The sequence below is a fragment of the Arthrobacter sp. HLT1-20 genome, assembly GCF_054510895.1.
Genome location: NZ_JBTNDR010000002.1, coordinates 55,780 through 79,347, shown reverse-complemented (window position 1 = coordinate 79,347; position 23,568 = coordinate 55,780). Strand labels below are relative to the sequence as shown.

General features: G+C 62.6%; 18 protein-coding genes. 13 read left to right on the top strand and 5 right to left on the bottom strand.

The genetic code is table 11. From position 1 onward, the window contains the following. Nucleotides 1-113 precede the first annotated feature (113 nt). From ACX80Q_RS01675 to ACX80Q_RS01650, 6 genes are all read left to right on the top strand, one after another. The gene (locus ACX80Q_RS01675) at nt 114-1,418 is read left to right on the top strand and encodes an ABC transporter substrate-binding protein (RefSeq protein ID WP_459328780.1); all 1,305 of its coding nucleotides are present in this window, start codon (nt 114-116) and stop codon (nt 1,416-1,418) included. Between the two features lie 165 nt (nt 1,419-1,583). Further along, nucleotides 1,584-2,558, top strand: a complete 975-nt coding sequence (locus ACX80Q_RS01670; protein ID WP_459328779.1) for a carbohydrate ABC transporter permease — start codon at nt 1,584-1,586, stop codon at nt 2,556-2,558. Beyond that, complete coding sequence (locus ACX80Q_RS01665) at nt 2,551-3,390, top strand: carbohydrate ABC transporter permease (RefSeq protein WP_459328778.1); 840 nt, start codon at nt 2,551-2,553, stop codon at nt 3,388-3,390. Before ACX80Q_RS01670 ends, ACX80Q_RS01665 begins: the two co-directional genes overlap by 8 nt. A gap of 336 nt (nt 3,391-3,726) precedes the next feature. Beyond that, nucleotides 3,727-4,830, top strand: a complete 1,104-nt coding sequence (locus tag ACX80Q_RS01660) for a Gfo/Idh/MocA family protein (protein WP_459328777.1) — start codon at nt 3,727-3,729, stop codon at nt 4,828-4,830. Nucleotides 4,831-4,832: 2 nt separating this feature from the next. Then, nucleotides 4,833-5,576 (top strand): ThuA domain-containing protein, encoded by a 744-nt coding sequence (locus ACX80Q_RS01655; RefSeq protein ID WP_459328776.1) that lies wholly within the window; start codon nt 4,833-4,835, stop codon nt 5,574-5,576. 141 nt (nt 5,577-5,717) lie between these two features. Next, complete coding sequence (locus ACX80Q_RS01650; RefSeq protein ID WP_459328936.1) at nt 5,718-6,596, top strand: TolB family protein; 879 nt, start codon at nt 5,718-5,720, stop codon at nt 6,594-6,596. Here the strand turns inward: ACX80Q_RS01650 and ACX80Q_RS01645 are convergent. From ACX80Q_RS01645 to aceA, 4 genes are all read right to left on the bottom strand, one after another. After that, complete coding sequence (locus ACX80Q_RS01645; RefSeq protein WP_459328775.1) at nt 6,593-7,690, bottom strand: S1C family serine protease; 1,098 nt, start codon at nt 7,688-7,690, stop codon at nt 6,593-6,595. The two genes, ACX80Q_RS01650 and ACX80Q_RS01645, sit on opposite strands and share 4 nt — an antisense overlap. Before the next feature lie 164 nt (nt 7,691-7,854). Next, nucleotides 7,855-8,553 (bottom strand): DsbA family oxidoreductase, encoded by a 699-nt coding sequence (locus tag ACX80Q_RS01640; RefSeq protein ID WP_459328774.1) that lies wholly within the window; start codon nt 8,551-8,553, stop codon nt 7,855-7,857. A 181-nt stretch (nt 8,554-8,734) separates the two neighbouring features. Next, a complete protein-coding gene (aceB, locus tag ACX80Q_RS01635) occupies nt 8,735-10,399 on the bottom strand; it encodes a malate synthase A (RefSeq protein WP_459328773.1) in 1,665 nt (554 codons plus the stop codon). Nucleotides 10,400-10,489: 90 nt separating this feature from the next. Beyond that, nucleotides 10,490-11,812, bottom strand: coding sequence for an isocitrate lyase (gene aceA / locus ACX80Q_RS01630; protein ID WP_459328772.1), 1,323 nt, complete (start codon nt 11,810-11,812; stop codon nt 10,490-10,492). Nucleotides 11,813-11,962: 150 nt separating this feature from the next. Here aceA and ACX80Q_RS01625 point away from each other — a divergent pair, with 150 nt between their 5' ends. The 6 genes from ACX80Q_RS01625 (at nt 11,963) to ACX80Q_RS01600 (ending at nt 18,519) form a co-directional block, all read left to right on the top strand. Further along, a complete protein-coding gene (locus tag ACX80Q_RS01625; protein ID WP_459328771.1) occupies nt 11,963-13,459 on the top strand; it encodes a helix-turn-helix domain-containing protein in 1,497 nt (498 codons plus the stop codon). A gap of 117 nt (nt 13,460-13,576) precedes the next feature. Further along, on the top strand, nt 13,577-14,425 hold the full coding sequence (locus ACX80Q_RS01620; RefSeq protein WP_459328770.1) for a DMP19 family protein: 849 nt from the start codon (nt 13,577-13,579) through the stop codon (nt 14,423-14,425). Between the two features lie 272 nt (nt 14,426-14,697). Then, nucleotides 14,698-15,216 carry a GIY-YIG nuclease family protein gene (locus ACX80Q_RS01615; protein ID WP_459328769.1) on the top strand — a complete coding sequence of 173 codons (519 nt, stop codon included), beginning with the start codon at nt 14,698-14,700 and terminating at the stop codon, nt 15,214-15,216. 114 nt (nt 15,217-15,330) lie between these two features. Next, nucleotides 15,331-16,125, top strand: coding sequence for an SDR family oxidoreductase (locus tag ACX80Q_RS01610; RefSeq protein WP_459328768.1), 795 nt, complete (start codon nt 15,331-15,333; stop codon nt 16,123-16,125). A 58-nt stretch (nt 16,126-16,183) separates the two neighbouring features. Then, nucleotides 16,184-17,440, top strand: a complete 1,257-nt coding sequence (locus tag ACX80Q_RS01605; RefSeq protein ID WP_459328767.1) for an acyl-CoA dehydrogenase family protein — start codon at nt 16,184-16,186, stop codon at nt 17,438-17,440. Further along, entirely contained in the window at nt 17,440-18,519 is a 1,080-nt protein-coding gene (locus ACX80Q_RS01600; RefSeq protein ID WP_459328766.1) for a phosphotransferase family protein, read from the top strand. Before ACX80Q_RS01605 ends, ACX80Q_RS01600 begins: the two co-directional genes overlap by 1 nt. A 40-nt stretch (nt 18,520-18,559) precedes the next feature. Here the strand turns inward: ACX80Q_RS01600 and ACX80Q_RS01595 are convergent, their stop codons facing one another. Continuing rightward, a complete protein-coding gene (locus ACX80Q_RS01595; RefSeq protein ID WP_459328765.1) occupies nt 18,560-21,325 on the bottom strand; it encodes an AAA domain-containing protein in 2,766 nt (921 codons plus the stop codon). 303 nt (nt 21,326-21,628) lie between these two features. Between ACX80Q_RS01595 and ACX80Q_RS01590 the strand changes: the two genes are divergently transcribed. Then, complete coding sequence (locus ACX80Q_RS01590; protein ID WP_459328764.1) at nt 21,629-23,521, top strand: FAD-binding monooxygenase; 1,893 nt, start codon at nt 21,629-21,631, stop codon at nt 23,519-23,521. The last annotated feature ends 47 nt before the right edge of the window (nt 23,522-23,568 follow it).

Genomic DNA, 23,568 nt, shown 5'->3' with positions numbered 1-23,568 from the left:
ACCGTCGACATAAGTTCGTCTAGGTTTGGTTTCACGTCCTGCTGGGGGTTTCCCCGGCCACGGCACATTAGTTTCTTCACGGGCTCGCCCCCACAGACAAGGAAGTCAAAGAAGTGAAACGTCGAACTTTTGCCGCAGCTGCGGCCATCGCTGCTCTTGCACTCACAGCCACTGCTTGCAGCGGCACAGCCAACAGCTCCTCCTCCGATGCTGGAGGCAAGACCCTGACCTACTGGGCCAGCAACCAGGGCACCAGCTTGGACAATGACAAGGAAGTCCTGGCACCTCAGTTGAAGAAGTTTGAGGAAGAGACGGGCATCAAGGTCAACCTTGAAGTCATTGGTTGGAACGACCTCCAAACACGCATCCAGACGGCCGTCACCTCGGGGCAGGCCCCGGATGTGCTCAACATTGGCAACACCTGGGCGGCTTCACTGCAGTCCACTGGGGCGTTTATGCCCTTCGATTCGGCAGCCTTCGATGCCATTGGTGGCAAGGACAAGTTCGTCAAGACAGCCATGGACACCGGTGGCGTCCCCGGTGAGGACCCCACCTCCGTTCCGTTGTACGGCCTGGCCTATGGCTTGTACTACAACAAGGCCATGTTCAAGGATGCCGGCCTGACCCCGCCCACCACATGGGAAGACATGGTGGCTGCTGCCAAGAAGCTCACAGTAGGGGATAAGCATGGCTTCGCCCTGGCTGCCGGCAGCTACACGGAGAACTCACACTTTGCGTTCATCAATGCCGCTCAGAACGACAGTGAATTCTTCGACGGCGAGGGCAAGCCCACCTTCACCTCCGACGGCGTGGTCAACGGCATCTCCCGCTACCTGGATTTGATGCAGACGGACAAGGTGGTTGACCCGGGCAACGCCCAATACGACAACGCAACCAAGGCCGTCAATGACTTTGCCAACGGCAAGGTGGCCATGATGCTCAGCCAGAACAACGCCAACAGCTCCATCGCCTCCCAGGGCATGAAGGACGATGCCTTTGGTGTTGTGGCCTACCCGGCACCGGCCGGCGCCAAGGACGTTGCCACCATGGTGGCGGGCATCAACATGTCCATCTTCAAGAACACCAAAAACAAGGACTCCGCCTTGGCGTTCGTGAAGTTCATGACCAGCGAGGCCACCCAGGCCACACTGGACAAGCCCTTCGCAGCACTTCCCGTGTTGGCCGGAGTAACTCCCAGCTTCACCGAGGATGCCGAACTTGCCAAGACGTTCTCCGACATCTACGAGAACAAGTCCAAGCCCCTTCCCCTGGTGCCAGCGGAGGACCAGTTTGAGAGCACAGTGGGCAAGGCCATGAACCAGATGTTCGCCACGGTTGCCTCCGGTGGCACTGTCAGCAAGGACGACATCAAGGCGGCACTCACCACAGCCCAGCAGGCGGTCGAAGCAGCGGGCTGATCCCCGGCTCCTCCCCAGCCTCGCACGCTCGGCCGGGGACCCCTCGGAGCCGTGGGCCCATCCGGCTCCTGACATCAAGCTGCACAGCATGACCGGCGGCGGGTTGCCATACGCACCCGCCGCCGGGCCCCTCAACTGTTCATGAAAGAAAGGTGAGTGTTCGCAGTGTCTGCAACCACCGCCGTAAAGAAGTTCGACCCCGCACCTGCGCCAGTCGGCAAGAAGGCCCGCAAGCCCCGCCGTGCCGGTTGGTGGCTGCCCTACGCGCTGCTCGCCCCTGCCGTCATCTTTGAACTTGTCATCCATGTGATCCCCATGGTGACAGGCATTTGGATGAGCTTTCTCAAGCTCACCAAAATGTTCATCGCCAACTGGGGCAACGCCCCCTTTGTTGGCCTCAAGAACTATGAAGTAGCCCTTGATTTCAACTCGGCCGTTGGCTTGGGCCTGTTAAAATCATTTGGCATCACAGCAGCCTTCACCGTTCTTGTGGTGGGCCTGTCCTGGGGGCTTGGCATGGCAGCCGCCGTGGCCCTGCAAAAAACCTTCCGCGGCCGTGCCATCTTCCGGACACTGTTTCTGATCCCCTACGCCCTGCCCATGTATGCCGGCGTCATCGCCTGGAAGTTCATGCTGCAAAAAGACAGTGGCGCGCTCAACCACCTCCTGTTCGACAACCTGGGCCTGCCGGGGGACAAGCCATTCTGGCTGATCGGCGACAACGCGTTCGCCGCCGTCGTCCTTGTGGCCATTTGGAGGCTGTGGCCCTTCGCCTTCCTGATGTTGATGGCAGGACTGCAGTCCGTCCCCACCGACGTGTACGAGGCCTCCGCAGTTGACGGCGCCAAGCCGCTGCGCCAGTGGTGGTCCATTACGCTTCCCTTGCTGCGCCCCGTCAACATGGTTCTAGTTTTGGTCATGTTCCTGTGGACCTTCAACGACTTCAACACGCCCTTCGTGTTGTTTGGCGGCTCGCAACCCCCGGCCGGTGACTTGATCTCCTTCCATATTTACAACGCCTCATTCCTAACCTGGAACTTTGGCTCGGGTGCCGCCATGTCAGTGCTGCTCCTGCTGTTCCTGCTGGTTGCCAGCGGAATCTACCTTCTCTTCATGAACCGGAGGAAAGACCGTGCATGAAACAACCGGCACCAAAGTCTTTAGGGTGCTCACCCTCACGCTGCTGAGCATTTTCACCATCATCCCCATCTACGTCATGGTGATTTCCGGGCTGAAACCGCTCCAGGATGTTCAGGGGGCATTCTCCTGGTGGCCCACCACACTGACCATCCAGCCGTACATCGATATGTGGAAAACGGTCCCCCTGGCCGACTACTTCGTGAACTCCGTCATCGTCTCCAGTGCGGCCACGGTACTCTCGCTGATCATCGCCATCTTTGCCTCCTACGCCATTTCCCGGTACACCTTCCGTGGCCGGAACCTCTTCTCCGGGACTGTGCTGTCTACCCAGATGCTGCCTGGCGTGCTGTTTCTGCTGCCGTTGTTCCTGATCTTCGTGAACATCAACACGAACTTCGGCGTGCAGCTGGTGGGGACCAGGGTCGGGTTGATTATCACGTACCTGACCTTCTCACTGCCGTTCTCCATCTGGATGCTGGCAGGGTACTTTGACGGCATCCCGCGAGAACTCGATGAAGCGGCGAAAGTTGACGGCTGCGGCCCCATGCGCGCCTTGATCCGGGTGATCCTGCCCGCCGCCCGGCCGGGACTGGTTGCCGTGGCCATCTACAGCTTCATGACCAGCTGGGGTGAGGTGCTGTTCGCCTCCGTCATGACAACTGACGCCAACAGGACCCTGGCCGTTGGTCTGCAGCTGTATTCCACCCAGACAAACGTCTACTGGAACCAGATCATGGCCGCCTCGGTGGTGGTCAGCATTCCGATCGTGATCGGCTTCCTGCTGCTGCAAAAGAACTTTGTGGCAGGACTGACGGCCGGTGCCGTGAAGTAGAGGGTGCCCATGCCGCACCCCAGGCAGTGAAACTCTACCCGGGGGTGCAGCATGGCTGCTTGCGGCACTTTTGCCAGGCTTGTGGCATAAGTCGGTGGCATCGAATGTGTTCGATCTGCCAGTCTCAAAAAATGTTCCTGTTTTCAGTAACTTTCCAATGACGAGCACTTTTGATTGACCGTCGTCATAAGTTCCTCTAGATTTAGTTCTTGTTCGGCAAGCCGGCCCGTCCTTGGACGCGCCGGCTTGCACAATCGCCAGCAGCCGGTGCCCGTGATCCGTTCGCCCAGATTGGGTCCCGTCCGCCTGCCTCGTCGAAGCAAGAAAAGGCAATCCATGAGTGAAACGCGTATGAGTAGGTCCGCACCGCTGAAAATCGGCGTGGTGGGTGTTGGCTGGGCCGGCCAGCAGCACATCAAGGCCTTCAGCAAAGTTGCCGGAGTTGAGGTTGTTGCCGTGGCCGGCATGGAAGCCGAACTTCTGGCCCAGCTCCAGGCCGACTACAGCATCCCGCACGGGTTTGCCCGCTGGGAGGACCTGCTGGAGTTGGACGGTCTGGATGCCGTCAGCGTTGCCGTCCCCACGTTTCTGCATGCGCCCATCACCGTCGCCGCACTGGAACGCGGGCTGCATGTCCTGAGCGAAAAGCCATTAGCCCGCAACGGCGAGGAAGGCACGGCCATGGTGGCCGCCGCCCGCAAGGCCGGCCGCGTTTTGGATGTGGTGTTCAACCACCGCCGCCGTGGTGACGTCAAGAAGCTCAAGTCCATCATTGACCAGGGCGAACTGGGGCGCCCGTACTACGCCAAGGCTTCCTGGCTGCGCCGCCGCGGCATCCCCACCTTGGGTAGCTGGTTCACCAACCCCGAACTCTCCGGCGGCGGACCGCTGGCCGACATCGGCGTGCACGTCCTGGACTACGCACTACACCTGCTGGGCGAGCCCAAGGTCGTCTCCGTCTCCGCATCCACGTACTCGGAACTAGGCACCCAGGGCCGCGGCGGCGACGCCACCTACATTGCGGCGTCGTCAAACAACAAGTTTGAGGTGGAGGATTTCGCCTCGGCATTCATTCGTCTGGAAGGCGGTGTCACCTTGGTCATTGAGGCCGGCTGGGCCAGCTACCGCGACCCCGCGGACCTCATGGGCTTCCGTGTTTACGGGACCGACGGCGGCGCCGAACTGCGGGCCGCACACTCGCATGCGATTTCCGATTCGGGGCTGCGCATCTTCACGGACAAGGATGAGGTCAACGCCGACTATGCGGCAGAGCCCCTCGAAGACGGCAACCACCAGGCAGTGGTGGATGAATTCGTCGCAGCCATCCGTGGCGGTGCAGAAGTGTGGCGCCAATACGACGGCTCCGTGGCGCTGACCCGGGCACTTATCATTGACGCGTGCTACAAATCCGCCCTCGAACAGCGTGAAGTGAGGCTCTAGCCATGGCTGAAAGGCTCAATATTCTTGTTTGGAACGAGGGCGTCCACGAGCTCAACAACGAGCCCGCCACCATCAAGGACATGTACCCCACAGGCATGCACGGCGCCATCGCCGATTCCCTGCGCGAGTACTACCCGGACGCCAACATTTCCACCGCCACCTTGGCCGACCCCGAGCATGGCTTGAGCGAGGAAACCCTGGCGGCGACCGACGTCGTGCTGTGGTGGGGGCACATTGCCCACGACGCCGTCTCCGAGGAAGTGGTGGAGCGCATGCAGCGCCACGTGCTGGGCGGCATGGGCCTGGTGGCGCTCCACTCGGCGCACTTTGCCAAAATCTTCACGCGGCTGCTGGGCACCACCTGCTCGCTGAAGTGGCGCAATGAGGGCGAACGCGAGCTCGTGTGGACCGTCAAGCCGTCGCATCCCATCGCGGCCGGCGTCGAAAGTCCCATCGTGATCCCGGAACAGGAGATGTACGGAGAGCTGTTCGACATCCCGGAGCCGGATGATCTGATCTTCATCAGCTCCTTTGCCGGGGGCGAGGTGTTCCGCTCCGGCGTGACCTTCTCCCGCGGCAAGGGCCGGATCTTTTACTTCAGCCCGGGCGATCAGGAATACCCCGTCTACCACCACCCGCAGGTGCAGCGTGTCCTGGCCAACGGTGTTGGTTGGGTGGCTCAGCCGAACCAGCTCCGGGCTGTCCCCGTGGTGAGCAACCCGGCCCGGGAATCATTTCTGGCCTGACCCTAGCCGGACACCAATGCTCGACGGCGTGCCAAACTGGCGGGGGCGTGCGAAATTTGATACGCCCCCGCCAGTTTGGCACGCCGCGGGCATCAACGATTGGCACGCCGCCCAATAGATGGAGGAACCACCGTGGTACGAATGCTCCAGCCCGGCCAGCGCGCCGAGCTTTACGTCGTTGATGTACAGAGCGGCGCTGCAACGCTGCGGCACTCCAGCGGCACCGTGCTCTTTGAGGCCCCGAATTGGAGCCCGGACGGCTCGTCACTGCTCATCAATGGTGGCGGCCGGCTGTTCCAGCTGGGGGTCGACGCCGGAGGCCTCCAGGAGGTCGACCTGGGCGGCATTGCCGAAATCAACAATGACCATGTCATCAGCCCCGACGGGCGAACCGCCTACGTTTCCAGCGAGGACGGCCACATCTACGCCGTCGGCCTCGACGCTGGAAGTGCAGGCCCACCGCGTCGGGTTACCAATGACCGTGGGGCAAATTTCAAGCACTATCTGCACGGGGTTTCCCCGGACGGCACCATGCTTGCCTACATTGGTCTGGCGGTCAGCGACGGCCAGGTCCGCACCAACGTTTACCTTGTGCCATCGGCGGGCGGGCCGGATCTACAACTCACCGACGATCACTTTCCTGACGACGGCGCCGAGTTTTCGCCCGACGGGCAGTGGATCTACTTCAACTCCGAACGTGGCTCCACTGTCCCGGGACATGCCCAGCTCTTCCGCATGCCAGCCAGCGGCGGCGCTCCCCAGCAGCTCACCCATGACGAGCGCGTCAACTGGTTCCCGCATCCGTCACCGGATGGTAATCGGCTGGCCTATGTGAGCTTTCCGCCCGGCACGCTGGGGCACCCGGCGGACGTGGACGTCGTCGTACGGCTCTTGGAAAATGACGGGACCACCCGCGATCTTGCCCATGTGTTTGGCGGGCAGGGCACCATGAATGTGCCCAGCTGGTCGCCCGACGGCAGCAGGATTGCGATCGTCGCCTATTCCCACCCCGGATCCTAGGGGATGGTTCCCAACGTGAGCTTGGTGGTGGCTGTCTTGCCGTCCCGGACGTAGGTGACCTGGACGGTGTCGCCGGCCTTGCGGGCCAGCGTGACTTCGGTGAGGACGGCGATGCTGGTGGCCGGCTGCTTGTCCAAAAGTGTCACCACATCGCCGGGCTTCAGGCCGGCCTTGGCTGCGGGGCCGCCGGTGGCCACGGCCTGCAAGTACAGGCCATCCTGTACGCCAAACTTTGCTGCGGCTTCGGGCGGGAGCGGAACGGCGCTCACGCCGAAGAACGGGTAGGCAACCTTGCCCGTGTCGATGAGTTGCTCGGTGATCCGGGCCGCCAGATCGACTGGGATGGAGAATCCGATGCCCACGCTGCCGGTGGAAACATTGGCATCATTGGGGATGGTGGCGATGGCGCTGTTGATGCCAATCAGTTTCCCGGAGCAGTCAACCAGTGCGCCGCCGGAATTTCCTGGGTTGATGGAGGCATCGGTTTGGATGGCGCCGACCAATACGGCTGTTGAGTCGTCGTCGCTCGGGACGGGAACGTTTCGGCCCAGCGCGCTGACAATACCCGAGGTGACAGTGCTGGAGAGGCCCAGGGGGGCGCCGAGCGCCACCACCGGCTGTCCCACCAAAACACTGGCGGACTTGCCCAGCCCAACGATTGGCAGGGCCTTGCCGGACTTTACCTTCAGGACAGCAAGATCCGACTTGGGGTCGCGGCCCACAAGCTCGGCCTCGGAGCTGGTGCCGTCGCTGAACAGCACCTCGATGGTGCCGCCGTTTGCTGCCGGGGAAATGACGTGGTTGTTCGTCATGATGTAACCCTCCTTGCGGACGATGACACCGCTTCCCACCCCGCTCGCCTCGCCACTACTGACGGAGACTGTGACCACTCCGGGCAGCACCTGATTGGCAACTGCCGTGGAATCACACACTCCAGCACCAGCAGAAACGCTGGTGTCAGCTGCGGGACGCGTCAACAGGGCAGCGATCCAGCCTCCGGCCAACCCCGCCACAAGCGCCACGGCAACAGCACTGGCGATGACTGCCGACAGCGGCAGGCGCCTGAACCAGGGGACGGTTGGCGTTTGGTGCATGGAGGGCTCCGTTCGAAACAACAGCGGGAACTGCAAGAAATCCCAGCCTACGTCACAGCAGGCAGCGCCGTGCCACCCCGGATCTGCCCTTTACCCAGAATCGGGGCCCAAGCAAAAAGCGGGCCGGCCGGTGGAAACCGGCCGGCCTGCAGGGAGGTGCTGCTTTAGATGGCGCAGCCGTCGGGGCCGCAGGCCTCGGAGTCGCCCGTGCCCACCATGGTCAGGGGGTTGGCCTCCCGCCAGGCCTCCTCCAGCGCCTGCGTGAACATGGCTGCTGGCTGGGCGCCGGAGATGCCGTATTTCCTGTCGATGACAAAGAACGGCACTCCGGTCACACCAATGGCACGGGCCTCGGCAAAGTCGTGGCGGACCTCGTCGGCGTACTGGTCGGTGTCCAGAGCCTCGATGATCTCAATGGCGTCCAGTCCAGCGTCGGTGCCGATCTTCACCAGGGCTTCGCGGGAGCCAATGTCCACCCCGTGCTCAAAGTGGGCCGACAGCAGGGCTTCCTTAACGGCGTCGCCCTTTCCCTGGGCAGCAGCCAAGTGCAGCAACTGATGGGCGTTGAAGCTGTTGGCCACCACCACGTCGTCGAACTTGTAGTTCAGGCCTTCGGCGGCAGCCTGCTCGGTGACGTGGGCGAACATGCCCTTTACCTGTGCCGGGTCCATGCCCTTGCGCTCGCTGAGGTAGCTCAGCTCGGTGCCGTCGTAGTGCTCGGGGATGGTGGGGTCCAACTGGTAGCTGCGCCACTGCACCTCCACGGAATCCTTGTGCGGGAACGCGTTCAGTGCGGTTTCAAAACGGCGCTTGCCAATATAGCACCAGGGGCAGGCCACATCGGACCAGATCTCAATCTTCATACTTCGCCCAACCGGCGGAGTGCGGCGATTATTCCGCCCCCCGCCACGCGAACGGGGAGTAGTTGTTGATGTTCGCCGTGAACATCAACAACTACTCCCCGTTCGACGGGAATTAATGGTGATTCACCGGAACCCGGATCTCGGGCTTGCAGTGGCGACGCGTCCGGTGAATCAACCAAATCTATGCTGCGGCCAGTTCTCTCTCGCCAACGGGAGCTGGTTCGGGGGTTTCGCGCAGGTAGTTGTTGTAGGCGGAGGTGGTCAGGAAGGCCGGGAAGTCCTCGCCCAGGGCCACCGCCTCGAAGATCTCCAGGGCGTCGTCGAACCTGTCGGCGTCGAAGCGAGGCATCTTCCCAAATTCCTCCTCCAGCATCTCCTTCACCCAGTCAAAAGTGATGAGTTCGCCGGTGTCGGTGATGGCCTGGCTGTGGATCCACTGCCAGATCTGGGACCGGGAGATTTCCGCTGTGGCGGCATCCTCCATGAGGTTGTTCAGGGCGACGGCGCCATGGCCGCGGAGCCAGGACTCGATGTACTGAATACCCACCCAGATGTTGTCGCGGATGCCCTGCTCGGTGATGTTGCCCTGGGTCCCGGCAATGTCCAGCAGGGCCCTGTCATCGAGTTCGACCTCATCCCGGGTGCGGCTGAGCTGGTTCGGGTTCCAGCCAAGAACCTCGTCAAAGACCTCCATGGCCACGGGAACCAGGTCCGGGTGGGCCACCCAGGAGCCGTCAAAGCCGTCATTAGCCTCTCGGGTTTTGTCGGCACGGACCTTTGCCATGGCGTTCGCGTTGGCCTCCGGGTCGCGGCGGTTGGGGACAAACGCGGCCATGCCGCCAATGGCCATGGCGCCGCGGGTGTGGCAGGCGCGGACCAGCTGTTCGGTGTAGGCGCGCATGAACGGGGCCGTCATGGTGATCTGGTTCCTGTCCGGGAGCACAAAGCGCGGGCCACGGGTGCGGAAGTTCTTGATCACCGAGAACAAGTAGTCCCAGCGGCCAGCGTTCAGGCCCGAGGCGTGGTCGCGCAGTTCGTAGAGGATTTCCTCCATCTCAAAGGCGGCCGTGATGGTCTCAATCAAAACTGTGGCACGGATGGTGCCCTGCGGGATGCCGAGCAGATCCTGGGCCTGGATGAAGATGTCGTTCCAGAGGCGTGCCTCCAAGTGGTTTTCAATCTTCGGCAGGTAGAAGTACGGGCCCTTGCCCTGGGCGATCAAACGCCGGGCATTGTGGAAGAAGTACAAACCGAAATCCACGATCCCGCCAGCCATGGGCTTGCCGTTGATGAGCAGGTGCTTCTCCGGCAGGTGCCAGCCGCGGGGACGGACCACAATGGTGGGCAGGTCCGCAGCCGGAGCCAGCTTGTACTCCTTGCCCTCGGGGCTGGTGAAATCGATACGGCGCTCCAGGGCGTCGATCAAGTTCAGCTGGCCACGGATCACATTGCCCCAGGTGGGGGTGGAGGAATCCTCCATGTCGGCCAGCCACACCTTGGCCCCGGAATTCAGGGCGTTGATGGTCATCTTCTTATCAACCGGTCCCGTGATCTCAACCCGGCGGTCTTCCAAACCCGGTGCCGGCGGGGCCACGCGCCAGTTTGGATCCGCCCTGATGTGAGAGGTGTGGCTCAGATAGCGGGGATCGGTGCCGCTGAGGATCTGGGTGCGCCGTGTTTTGCGGGCTGCCAACAGCTCCGTGCGCCGTGCCGTGGTGCTGCGGTTCAAGGCTGCGATGAAATCCAGGGCCTCGGGGGTGAGAATCTCGTTTTGGCGGTGGATGGGCGGTTCGGTCAGGGTGATGCCGTTGAACGTGATTCCGTTCAGGCTGTTCGTCGAGTTCATGGGATGCGCTCCAAGTCTGGGGAACTGTGACGCACTTGTTGCTGAAAACGTGTACATTTTCAGCAACAAGTGCGTCACAGTTGGGGGAGGTTAGTGGAACTGCTGGGCTTCGGTGGAGCCGGCCAGGGCGAGGGTGCCGCTGTTGGGGTTCAGGGCGCTCGCCACCAGATCAAAGTAGCCTGTGCCCACTTCGCGCTGGTGTTTGGTAGCGGTATAGCCGCGGTCTTCGGAGTCAAATTCGCGCTCCTGCAGTTCGACGTAGGCGCTCATCCCATCCCGGGCGTAACCGTGGGCGAGGTCAAACATCGAGTAGTTCAGGGCGTGGAAGCCAGCCAGGGTGATGAACTGGAACTTGAAGCCCATGGCGCCGAGTTCACGTTGGAACTTGGCAATGGTGGCGTCGTCCAAGTGTTTTCTCCAGTTGAACGACGGCGAGCAGTTGTAGGCAAGCATCTGGTCGGGGAATTCTGCGTGGACGGCGTCGGCAAATTTCTTTGCCAACTCCAGGTCCGGGGTGCCGGTTTCCATCCAGATGAGATCGGCGTGCGGTGCGTAAGCCAGGGCCCGGGCAATGCACGGTTCAATCCCGTTGCGCACATGGTAGAAACCTTCGGGGGTGCGCTCGCCGGTGATGAACGGCTTGTCGCGGTCATCCACATCGGAGGTGATCAAGGTGGCGGCCTCGGCGTCGGTGCGGGCAATGATGACCGACGGGACGCCGGCGACGTCGGATGCGAGCCTTGCCGCGTTCAGCGTGCGGACATGTTGGGCCGTGGGGATCAAAACTTTGCCGCCCAGGTGACCGCACTTCTTTTCGCTGGCCAGCTGGTCTTCCCAGTGCACGCCCGCCGCGCCGGCGCCGATCATGGACTTCATCAGCTCGTAGGCGTTCAGCGGCCCGCCAAAGCCGGCCTCGGCGTCGGCCACAATGGGCACCAGCCAGTCTTCAACGCTCTGCTTGCCTTCGGAGAATTCAATCTGGTCGGCCCGCAGCAGGGCGTTGTTGATGCGCCGAACCACGGTGGGGACCGAGTTCACCGGGTAGAGGGACTGGTCTGGGTACGTGTTGCCGGAGGTGTTGGCGTCGGCGGCAACCTGCCAGCCGGAAAGGTAGATGGCCTTCAGCCCGGCCTTGACCTGCTGCACGGCCTGGTTGCCGGTGAGGGCGCCGAGTGCGTTGGTGTAGCCGTCGGGGCCGGCATTGCGCAGCTGGTCCCAGAGTTTTTCCGCTCCGCGGCGGGCCAGGGTCTGTTCCTCGGTGACCCGTCCGCGCAGCTTTACGACGTCGGCACCTGAGTACGTGCGTTCGATCCCGTCCCAGCGGGGGTTGGCCGACCACTCGAGTTCCAGTGCTGCGGCAGCTTGTGCATTGCTCTGCTCCGGGGTCATTGCGGGTTCAAATGCTGCGCTCATGGTTCTCGCTCCTTTGCGATGGGGATGTCGGTGACCGAAATCCCGGGATCCTGTGGTTCTTCTTCGTGATTTCTACTATTCAGAGGTTTTCAAGGAGTTTCTAGGGGTAAACACTGGAAAGATTGGCACTTCTTCACGTATTGTCAAGAAATGACTAATGTGGGATGGAACACAGCCGAAGTGCGGGAGTCGCGTGGCAAGGCAGCCGACGCAAACGCTGAGTTGGACATTATTTCCCTGGGCCGGCGGGTGCGGCACCTGCGCAAGAATCTGGGCATGACCCTGGACGACCTCGGCGAAAAGGTGGGGGCGGCGCCGTCGCAACTTTCCCTCATTGAAAACGGTAAGCGCGAGCCCAAATTGACGCTGCTTCAGCACCTGGCCGTGGCGCTCGGCGTGGGGCTTGACCAACTGCTGGGAGCCGAGCCGCCCAGTCGGCGCGCGGCGCTGGAAATCGAGCTCGAAAGGGCCCAGCGGGGTCCGCTGTATCAGTCGCTGGGACTGCCCACAGTTCGCGTCAGTTCGCGGCTTTCCACTGAAGTGCTGGAGTCGCTGGTGGGCCTGCAGCACGAGTTGGAACGGCGCCTGGATGAGCAGTCGGCCACGCCGGAGGAAGCACGCCGGGCCAACAATGAGTTGCGGATGGAAATGCGCGAGCGCAACAACTACTACCCGGAGATTGAACGCCAAGCCCAGGAGCTGTTGACTAAGGTGGGTCATGACCGCGGGCCGCTGTCCCACCATGTGGCCGCCGACGTGGCAGAGCACCTGGGTTTTGACCTGCACTATGTGGGGGATTTGCCGCACTCCACCCGCTCGGTGACGGATTTGAAGAATCGCCGAATTTATCTCACGCAGGGCCAGCGCTCCGACCACGATCCCCGCTCGGTGCTGTTGCAGGCGCTGGGGCACTACGTTTTGGGGCATCAAACGCCAACGAACTATGCAGACTTTTTGCGCCAGCGCGTCTACACCAACTATTTCGCCGCATCCCTACTCATGCCCGAGCGGGCCACCGTGGACTTCCTCAAGGAAGCCAAGGCCGCCAAGGAGCTGGCCATCGAGGACATCCGGGATGCGTTTGCTGTTTCCTATGAGACGGCCGCGCACAGATTCACCAACCTGGCCACCGAGCATTTAGGCATCACCACGCACTTCCAGAAGGTTCATGAATCCGGGATCATCCACAAGGCTTATGAGAACGACGGCGTGAACTTCCCTGCCGATCACACGGGCGCCATCGAAGGGCAGGCAGTTTGTCGATTCTGGACTTCACGGGCGGTTTTCGAGGTGCCGGATAAGTTCCGCGCCTTCAACCAGTACACGGACACGGCCGTGGGCACCTATTGGTGCACGGCCCGCACCGAGCGCCATTCCTCGGGCGAGTACTCACTGAGCATCGGGGTGCCGTATGCGCATGTGAAGTGGTTCCGGGGCAGGGAAACCACCGAGCGATCGCAGTCCAAGTGCCCGGATCCGGGCTGCTGCCGCAGGCCTCCGGCGGAGCTTTCAGCCGAGTGGGCCGGCAATGCCTGGCCGTCCACGCGGGCCAACTCGCACCTGCTGGCAGCCATGCCGCAAGGGGCGTTTCCCGGCGTCGACGAGACAGAGGTGTACAAATTCCTTGCTGCCCACGAGGGGCGGTAAACGGACTGCTGTCAAGTCTTCGCCTGACGTTCACCTGGTGCACAGCCAGAATGGGCCGGGGGAGACATAGCGTGAAGGTGTCAGCAACACCTTGGCTCCCAACAGTGAGGAACTTTCATGACCACGCAACAACTCCCTGTCATTTTGACCACCGAAGGCGCAGCTGCCAGCAACGAAGATGTTGTGGGAGACAACGTGGAGGTGGTGAACGCCATGTACCAGTCGCTTCTGAGCGCAGAGGAAATCGCCCCGAACGCCCTGCGTAGCTACTTCGTTGACTTTTACCTGACCCAGATGCTCGAGGGTGGCTTTGCCCAGTATGTGTTCATGACCCCCGACCGGGACGAACTGGACAACTACATTCGCGAGGGCCTGGAGGGCATGGGCGCCAAGGAACACCTGGCACTGTTCGAGCGCACCATTGAACACTACGACTCCCTGTCCGAGACGGACATGGAGGCCTACCTTGAAGGTGAAAGTGACGAGGAGTCCGGCCCGTCCGACGCCGTCGCCACCATGGAAGCGCTCGACGGTGAGTTTGAGGAACTGCTGGAGTCCGAAGACGTAACGGGGCTCAATGCCGTGTGGCTGCGAAGCCAGCCGGGCCTGCAGGTGCTGGATGAGCAGGAACTTGAGGCGCACATCGCTGCACGCGTGGCCGGGATTCCGAACTTGGCGCAGCGCCAGGCCGAAGCCGAGGAGGCAGAGCTGGAGGATGCGCCCGATTTTGAGCTCATCATCCGCGAACTCTGCGCCGAGGCAGGCCACGAGCTGGAGAAGATCACCATGGGCGATCCAAACTTTGAGCACCAAGGCGAGACTGTTTTGGCCTGGCACTTCAGGACGGATCAGGGTGAGTTCATCATGCTCGAGGGCGACGCCGAGGCTGTCATGATCCACCCGGAAACCAAGGAAATCCTTGCCACGGTGGAATTTGAGCTGGAAGAGGACTACGCCGACGCCTAGTCGCCGGTTCCACGAGGTCAGCACTTTCTGTTGGGCACCTGATGCGGGTGATCCGTTCGATCACCCGCATCAGGTGCCCAATAGAATGCCGGGACCCGCATCAGGTGCCCAACAGAATGCCCACACCCGCATCAGGTGCCCAATAGAATGCCCGGAAGCTGCATGAGGTGCCCCGGACCCGGTGGTTGCGGAAGGACGGCGGCGATCTGAAGAGCTATCTGACGAGCGGTCTGAAGAGTGGTTTGGTGCAGCGTTGCCGTAGGGTCAATCGCATGAATGATCTCAAATGGACAGCCACGGCCCCTGCCAACAAGGCCTGGCAGGCGATGCCCTTCGCCCCCGGCATCTACAAGATTTACCTGACAGGTGCCCTGCCCAAGGACGCGAACTGGCCCGCCGAGTTGGCCCCGCTCAAGCGCGGTGACTTGCTGTATGTGGGCAAGGCGACGAACTTACGCAGCCGTGCCAAGCACCACGCGGTGCAAACCTCCAAGTCCACGCTCCGCCGTTCCCTGGCTGCCATTCTGGGCTTGCAGGCGCAGTGGCACGGAAAATCCGCCCACCCGCGCCTGACCGACGTGGACGAAGAGGTGCTCAGCGCCTGGATAGTGGCCAACCTTGGCATGGCGTTTGCCGTGGTGGACAGCCTTGAGCCCGTAGCCGGCCTCGAGGACGCCATGCGCGAGGAACTCTGCCCGCCCTTGAACCGTGACGGCCGCACCCCCGAGCAGTTGCACGTCTCGGAGGCCGCGGGCGCCGCGCAGCGCAACGCCCTTCGCGACAAGGGCTGAGCAGTTCGCAGCAATGACTAGCAAGAGCCCGATCCCTTGACCGTTGCTGGTTTCCGCAGCATGCTGGCAGTAGTTACTGCCAAGTAAGCCGGAGACTCAACGAAGAGGACCACCATGCCCCACCACGGCCCGCCCGCACCACTGCACCTTGCCCAGAGGTTCCTGGGCAAGGCGGCCGTCATTACGGGCGCCAGCCGGGGGATCGGGCTGGCCGTGGCCCAGCGGCTCGCCGCCGAGGGCGCCAGCGTCCTCATCACAGCCCGCCGCCAGGAACAGCTGGATGAGGCGCTCGCGGCCCTCGGCGGAAACGCCATAGCCATGGCCGGCCACGCGGAGGACCCGCACCACCGCGCGGAGGTGTTGGCCGCAGCCGAACATCATTTTGGCGGGCTGGACGTCCTGGTCAACAACGCCGGCATCAACCCCGTGTTCGGGCCGCTGGAAACGGCGGACTTGGACGCGGGGCGCAAGATTTTTGAGGTCAATGTCCTGAGCACCCTCGCCTGGACGCAGGCCGTGCTGGCGCACCCCGGGCTGGGGTTCCGGGCGCGGCGCGGGAACGTGGTGAACATGTCCTCCGTCAGTGGCGACGTCCCCGCCCCGGGTTTGGGTCTGTACGGCATCAGCAAGGCAGCCGTTTCCCAGCTGACCCGCACGCTGTCCGTGGAGCTGGCGCCGCACATCCGGGTGAACGCCGTGGCACCGGCCGTGGTCAGGACCAAGTTTGCCCGGGCCCTGTACGAGGGCCGCGAAGCCGAGGTTGCTGCTGCCTATCCGCTGGAGCGTTTGGGGGAGCCCGACGACGTTGCCTCCGCAGTTGCCTACCTCGCCTCCTCCGATGCCTCCTGGGTGACGGGCCAAATCCTCACGCTCGACGGCGGTCTGCGCAACGCGGGCGGGCTCGGCTGAGCGCGGCTTTTGTGAGGCGGACACGGCAGTCAAGCAACTTCCATGCAAGGAGCAGCACGTGAACAGCACACCCCAGGCCGGGCTGTACCCGGAGTCCGTTGAGGACCTGCGGCAGCGCACGCGGGACTTCATCCGCAGCGCCGTGATCCCCGCCGAGCCTCGGCCGGGCCAGGCCCTGAACCTGACGGTCCGGCGCGAATTGGCGCAGGCTGCGCGGGAAGCCGGGGTGTTTGCCCCGCACATGCCCGTGGAATATGGCGGGCAGGGGCTGGCCCTGGAGCACTACTCGCCCGTGTTTCAGGCGGCAGGATATTCGCCCATTGGCCCGGCGGTGCTCAATTGCATGGCGCCGGATGAGGGCAATATGCACATGCTGAACCTGATCGGCACCGCCGAACAAAAGAAGCGGTTCCTTGTCCCGCTGGCCACCGGAGACATCAGCTCATGCTTTGCCATGTCCGAGCCGCATCCCGGGGCCGGATCCGACCCGGAGGCCCTGGCCACCACGGCCGTCCGCGACGGCAGTGGGTGGCGGATCGACGGTCGCAAGCGTTTCACCAGCGGCGCCACCTTCGCCCAATTTGCCATCGTCATGGCGCGTACAAGCAACGACGGTGATGGCGGCAAGGCGCTGGCTGGTGCCACCATGTTTCTGGTGCCGATGGATACGCCGGGCGTGCGGCTCGGTGCCCCCATCCACACCACCGACAGGTATCTGCCCGGCGGGCATCCGCATGTGGTTTTCGACGGCGTCCACGTCCCGGGCTCGGCGGTTCTTGGGGAGGCAGGACTGGGATTCAAGTATGCGCAGCTGCGGCTGGGCCCGGCCCGGCTGACGCACTGCATGCGCTGGCTGGGGCTGGCCCGGCGGGCCATGGACATCATGCTGGACCGTGCCAACACGCGGGAGATCTTCGGTGCGCACCTTTCACAGCTGGGCATCGCGCAGGAGATGATTGCGCAGTCGGCTATTGACATTGAAACGTCCGACGCGATCATCACCAAGTGTGCGTTACTGCTGGCCGTGGATCCGAAGGCCGGTTCGGCGTTGTCCTCCATCGCCAAGGTGCACTGCTCCGAAGCTGTTTACCGGGTGATCGACAGGGCCGTGCAACTGTGCGGGGGCGACGGCGTGTCCGACGCCCTGCCGCTGGCGCAGTACCTGAACGAGGTGCGCCCCTTCCGCATCTATGACGGCTCCACGGAAACCCACAAATGGGCCATCGCCCGGCGGGCAGCCGCAGACCGGCGCCGTGCCGTTGAGGGTGGCGAACTGTTTCAGGGCGCAGCCCACATCCACGAAGGGGAACGCTGATGGGCGGCATGGCGGACATTGTCCAGACAACAGCGGAAGCCTCCCAGGCGGACCGACAGCCCCTGCTGATCCTTGAACGTGTGGCGGAATTCCTGGATGCTGCCGGGATCGGGTCCGGACCCGTGCACGCGCACCGCATTGGCGAGGGACAGTCCAACGTGACCTTTCGCATCAAAAGGCACGGGGCCGACGTCGTACTTCGCAGGGGACCGCGGCCGCCGCTGCCGCCCACTACGCACGACATGGTCCGGGAGGCGCACCTCCAGTCGCTGCTGGCGCCGCTGGGCATTCCGGTGCCGAAAATCCTGGCTGTGTGTGCGGACGCCAACGTACTGGGTGTGCCGTTTTATGTGATGAGCCATGTGGACGGTGACGTGGTGACGGATACCGTTCCGGCGCATCTGGACGCCCCGGAGCAGCGCCGCGCCACGAGCGAAGCGGCCGCCGACATGCTCGTCACGCTGCATTCGGTGGATATTGAAAGCGGTGACATTGCCGGGATTGGGCGCCCCGACGGATACCTGCAACGGCAGGTGCAGAGGTTTTCGGCGCTGTGGGAGATGGGTGGCACCCGTGACCTGCCGCAGGTGGCTGAGCTGGCGCGGTGGCTTGAGGAGAACCGGCCGAACACCCAGCGCCATGCACTGATTCACGGCGACTACCGGCTGGGGAACCTCATGTTCAGCCCGCAGGGCCCCGCGCACGTGAAGTCGGTGCTGGACTGGGAGATGGCAACGTTGGGCGACCCTTTGGCGGACCTGGGTTACCTCACCGCAACCTATGCGCAGGCTGGCACGCCGTCCACGCTGCTGGAAATGACACCCGTGACAGCGCAGCCCGGCTACCTCAACCGCACCGAAATGGCGCAGCGCTACAACGCGCACTTCGGCCTGGACCTGTCCGCGCTGCCCTGGTATCAGGCGCTGGCACTGTGGAAGGCGGCCATTTTCAGCGAGGCCATCCACACGCGGTGGAAGCGCGGGGAGCGTGCGGATGGGTCGGCGTTCGGGGCCGCCCTGGAAGCTGGCGTGCCGCGGCTGCTGGAAACGGCGGCCGCCCACGCCGCCAGGCTGCCGTAATCCTCCATCGCATCCTGGCAATGGGTGCGGCGGCCCTGGCTCACGCACTGGCGTCAAGCCACTGCCGTATTAGTCGTTCCTCTCCGCTGCCTGTGGTGGGCAGCCGCAGAAGGGGGATCTGGTGGATGGCGCAGATCGCATCCTTGTGGGCATCCCGAACTTGTTGCCGGGGGTCGTTTTCATGGAATGCGAAGCCGTCGACTTCGATTGCGAAGGCAGGCCTGTTGCTGATTCGGTTGTACACCACGAAGTCGAGAGTCGTTGCCCGGTGCCTGACGTAGGCTGCCTGCTCGGCGGTGAGCCTGGTCAGGTCCGGGAGAAGGTTTCGCAGGACGACCTGGTCGGCCACAGTGAAATCGCCATACGGCCCTTCTTCGAGTATCTCGTTGAGCATAGTCCAAACAATGTTTTCAGAAGCGAATCCGGTCCTGCGCCTCAGCCGGCCTGCGAGCGGCCTCAGGCGAGGTGAGTAGTCCTTGTACAACAGGTCGAAAACGGACACGATTGTGCTCTCAAAAACCTCCTGCTCGGGATCGTGATATTGGATGTAGTCAATCAGATCCCGAAGGTTGCGGCTCTTGGGCAGCATGCCGCTGTTGGTGACGAGCACGAAGTGCTTCTGCGCACGTGAGACTGCCACGTTGACCAAATGGGGGTCGTCCACGAAGTCCAGGCCGTTTCTCCCCTTGACGTTCTCGTTCAAGACCGTGCTCATGATGACCACTTCCTTCTCCCGGCCCTGGAACTTGTGGACTGTACTTGCCCGAATGTCGGTCAACTGCTCGGTGAATTTGCCGGCCTGAAGCCGGTACGGCGTTGCAATGCCGATCTTGTCCCTGTCGGTGTCGGCAAAGTATTGCTGGATGACGTCCTGGACCACAACGTCAATCTCCCGTTGGTTTGAACGCCCGCCTCCTTGATGTTCCCGCATGTGGTTTCCCTCAGCGGTGCGCACTATTCTCAGCGGATGCGATCCTGGCACACTGCTCGTGAACGGTACCAGCTGTCCGTCGTAGAACTTCTTGTTGCAGAAACCGATGATTGCCGGATCACAGCGATAGTGCTCCCGCAGCATTGTTCGGGGGAGGTCATCGCCATAAAGCGCGATCAAGGAAGACAAGATGTTGTGTTGCTGATAGTCGTAAGCCGGTGCCGGTGGTGCACCCGCACGCGCCGACTTGTTGGCGATGTGCTGGATCTGGCGGAGATCACCAACAACGATCACATTCCGGGCATTTTTTAACGCAAGCCCGGCCGCAAGCAAATCGACCTGGGACGCCTCATCGATGATCAGATAATCGAGCAGATATCCCTCGGGGAGGCTCCAGCCCAGCGAATGGCACGTGCTGAGAATGACGGGGTAATCCCGGGTGAACTTCGCGAACTGCCGCTTGTACGTCGGCGGCTCGTAAATTTCCGCTGACAATGGGGAGTAACGCTGTTGAAGGCCCGCCCGAAGCGCCTGCGATGAAAGCCGGCGGTGTTCCTGGGCCAGCGATGGCATGTCAGCCTGCTCCAGCGTTTGCTCGGCCTGCCGGATTTCGTGCTGAAGCTCGCTGATCTTGTTGTCGTAGTACCCACGTTGCAGGCAAAGCATCGAGTCAGAGTCATACGGATCCAAGGATCTGGCAGATCCATACCGGAAGTATCCCCTGACCTTGCGGCGCAGGCGCAGGATCGGACCATCATCGGCACGCCACAGTGAGGTCTCGGCGAGGTAGTCAAGGATGCGTCCCGAGGACTGCCGCAGGAGCGGGAGACCCCCGAGCTCGGCTGGCTCGTGGCGCTGGAGATATCGGTTGAAGTGGCGGCGTTCGAGCTCAAAGGCATCATTTTGCTGCCGCAACCGGGCCAAGTGCCTCTCGGTCTCCTGCAACTGTTGCAAGCGCTGGTCGACGCTTGCGATCTGCTCGTTCGGCGGCATCGGCACCGCCCCGCCGTCGAAAAGGCCGGCGACTTCGGCGTTTCTGGATGCTTGGCTGGCGAAAAACTCCGCCCTCTTTTCCTTGCGGCCCAACCCCGCAACCACGTAACCGATTCCTTCCTGGGCAAGTTTTTCCCGGACATTGTCCACCGCCGAATTATTGAACGAGACGACGCCGACAGTGGCGCCGGGCGTGGCAATGATGTTGGCGATCAGGTTCAGGATCGTTTGCGTCTTTCCGGTACCCGGCGGCCCGTCGATCACCGAGACAGGGTGACTCAAGCACGTTCCGAGGGCCTCGCGCTGGCTAAGATTTGCGGAGAACGGGAAGATCATTGTGCCCGCCCTGTGCGACGATTCGAGGGGTTCCCCGTTGAGGTACCTGCCCAGCACGCTCCTGGAATCGACGAAGCTCAAACGTTCATATGACGGCCGGATCGGGTCGTCTGCTGCCAAACTTGAGACGATGCCCCGCCAATAGTCGAGAATGCTCGTCGCCTGGGGTGACCCCGCGGCGTTCTGGCGGAAATCGATCTCGTGATCTGGGTAGCCTCGGTAGTCCTGCTGCGCAGACGTGCCATAGAAAATTCGCCACCAGGGGCCATCAGGTCCCTCGAAGCGCCACAGCTCGGTCACACCCGTCCAGAGGGCGCCGCTTACCGCGACTCTGATGCCCGTGTGGAGAGGAACAGCCGCAGGGTCCCACAGAATTGCGACCCGATCTGCGCGGTACCGGTATTCCTTTTCGCCATGCCGTGTCTCGAACGTGAGGTAAACGTAGGACGGGTCCGCTCGATAGGTGACAACATCCCGGGTCTTGTCCTGGAATTCCCCTCCGGCGCTGGGGCGGACAAGGACAGCTTGGCGGCGCGGATCAATCACGGCAGCTTCTCCCCCATCAGCTATTGGAACACTCTGTTCGAAGTCTACTCACCATGGACAACCACGAAGCGGCCGGCACCAACTGCGTCCATCCCCACGGCAGCGCCGTTTCCAGATGCGGGCCAGAAACTCGAGGGGACTGGCGGGCACCTCGGCGGAATGCAAGGCATTCGGAACCACACGCTTGCGTGAGGTGGCACACACAATTATGCTTAGTGTGCACTATTGGAACTTTGTGTTCAGATAGTGAACGATTTTAGATGGTGGTGAACAAGCCGCCCACAGTGCAGTGAGGAGATTCTTGTGCAGTTCCACCACCACGGATACGTATCCGGTGACCCGCGCATTCAAGCGGCGGCAGGTACCGGCATTGACCGTCCCGAGGAGCTTCCCGACGAGGTGGATGTGCTTATTGTCGGCTCGGGCCCGGCTGGCATGCTGACCGCTGCCCAGCTCGCCCAGTTCCCCGGCATCACCACGCGCCTTGTGGAACGCCGCGACGGACGGCTGGCGATCGGCCAGGCCGACGGTATCCAGGCCCGCAGTGTCGAGACCTTCCAGGCCTTTGGCTTTGCCGAGGCGATCACTGCGGAGGCCTACTGGATCACCGAGATGGCGTTCTGGCGCCCGGACACCGAGAACCCCACACACATTGTCCGCGGTGGCCGCGCCAAGGACGACGCGACAGGCATCAGCGAGTTCAAGCACCTGATCGTCAACCAGGCCCGCGTGCTCGACTACTTTGCCGACGTCGCCAAGAACTCCGCCGCCCGACTGACCCCTGATTCTGGCTGGGATTTCCAAGGCCTCGAAGTTGCCGACGAGGGCGACTATCCGGTGAAGGTCACACTTGTGCGGAGCGCTGGACCGGACGAGGGCATGGAGAAGACGGTGCACGCCAAATACGTGGTGGGCTGCGACGGTGCCCGCAGCAAGGTCCGCGCCTCGATCGGCTGCACCATGGCCGGGGACCAGGCCAACCACGCCTGGGGCGTCATGGACGTGCTGGCCAAGACCGACTTCCCCGATATCCGCACCAAGTGCGCCATCCAGTCGCACGACGGCGGTTCCATCCTGCTCATTCCGCGCGAGGGCGGGCATCTCTTCCGCATGTACGTTGACCTCGGCGTGGTGCCCGAGGGCGACAATGGCAACGTCCGCAAGACAAGCGTGGAGGAAATGATCGCCAAGGCCAACGCCATTATCACCCCCTATACGCTGGAGGTGCGCAACGTCGCCTGGCACAGCGTGTACGAGGTGGGCCACCGACTCACCGACCGCTTCGATGACCTGCTCCCCGAGCAGCTTGGCGAGCGCACCCCGCGCGTTTTCATCACCGGCGACGCCTGCCACACGCACTCCGCCAAGGCCGGCCAGGGCATGAACGTCTCCATGCAGGACGGGTTCAACATCGGCTGGAAGCTCGCCCACGTCCTTGAGGGGCGCAGCCAGGAGAGCTTGCTGGCCACCTACTCGGCCGAACGCCAGGTCGTGGCAAAGAACCTCATCGATTTTGACAAGGAATGGTCCACGATGATGGCCAAGAAGCCCGAGGAGTTTGACAGCCCCTCAGCCCTGGAGGACTTCTACGTGCGCACCGCCGAATTCCCTGCTGGCTTCATGACCGAGTACACCCCCTCGCTGATCACAGGCGTTGCCACGCACCAGTCGCTGGCCACCGGGTTCCCGCTGGGCAAGCGCTTCAAGTCGGCACTTGTCGCCCGGGTCTGCGACACGAATCCGATGCACCTGGGCCACCATGCCACGGCTGACGGCCGGTGGCGCATCTACGTCTTCGCCGACCCTTCTCCGGCCGGCGCTGCCTCGCCTGTCGCGGACTTCGCCGAATGGCTGTCCACTTCGCCGGAGTCACCCCTCGCGGCAACACCCAAGGGACTCGACGCCGATGCCTGGTTCGATGTGAAGGTTATCTACCAGCAAAGGCATGAGGACATCGACATCAACGCTGTTCCGGCAGTGTTCAAGCCCGAGGTTGGACCGTTCAAACTGACCGAATACGAGAAGGTCTACGGGACGGTCCCCGGCGCCGATATCTTCGACGAGCGCGGGCTCAGTCGCGACGGTGTGGTGGTCGTGGTCCGCCCGGACCAATACGTGGCCAACATCCTGCCGCTCACGGCCACGGCCGAACTGGCCCAGTTCTTCGCGCAGATCCACTCGGGCGCACGCGTCTAGCGGCTTCAACAGCGGGCATCGCCGGCACACAAAATGGGCAGGCCCCG

Bases quoted from the DNA above. Each gene is read 5' to 3' on its own strand.
- ACX80Q_RS01660 (WP_459328777.1), top strand. From the start codon at position 3,727: ATGAGTGAAACGCGTATGAGTAGGTCCGCACCGCTGAAAATCGGCGTG.
- ACX80Q_RS01655 (WP_459328776.1), top strand. From the start codon at position 4,833: ATGGCTGAAAGGCTCAATATTCTTGTTTGGAACGAGGGCGTCCACGAG.
- ACX80Q_RS01650 (WP_459328936.1), top strand. From the start codon at position 5,718: ATGCTCCAGCCCGGCCAGCGCGCCGAGCTTTACGTCGTTGATGTACAG.
- ACX80Q_RS01645 (WP_459328775.1), bottom strand. From the start codon at position 7,690: ATGCACCAAACGCCAACCGTCCCCTGGTTCAGGCGCCTGCCGCTGTCG.
- ACX80Q_RS01640 (WP_459328774.1), bottom strand. From the start codon at position 8,553: ATGAAGATTGAGATCTGGTCCGATGTGGCCTGCCCCTGGTGCTATATT.
- aceB (WP_459328773.1), bottom strand. From the start codon at position 10,399: ATGAACTCGACGAACAGCCTGAACGGAATCACGTTCAACGGCATCACC.
- aceA (WP_459328772.1), bottom strand. From the start codon at position 11,812: ATGAGCGCAGCATTTGAACCCGCAATGACCCCGGAGCAGAGCAATGCA.
- ACX80Q_RS01625 (WP_459328771.1), top strand. From the start codon at position 11,963: ATGACTAATGTGGGATGGAACACAGCCGAAGTGCGGGAGTCGCGTGGC.
- ACX80Q_RS01620 (WP_459328770.1), top strand. From the start codon at position 13,577: ATGACCACGCAACAACTCCCTGTCATTTTGACCACCGAAGGCGCAGCT.
- ACX80Q_RS01615 (WP_459328769.1), top strand. From the start codon at position 14,698: ATGAATGATCTCAAATGGACAGCCACGGCCCCTGCCAACAAGGCCTGG.
- ACX80Q_RS01610 (WP_459328768.1), top strand. From the start codon at position 15,331: ATGCCCCACCACGGCCCGCCCGCACCACTGCACCTTGCCCAGAGGTTC.
- ACX80Q_RS01600 (WP_459328766.1), top strand. From the start codon at position 17,440: ATGGGCGGCATGGCGGACATTGTCCAGACAACAGCGGAAGCCTCCCAG.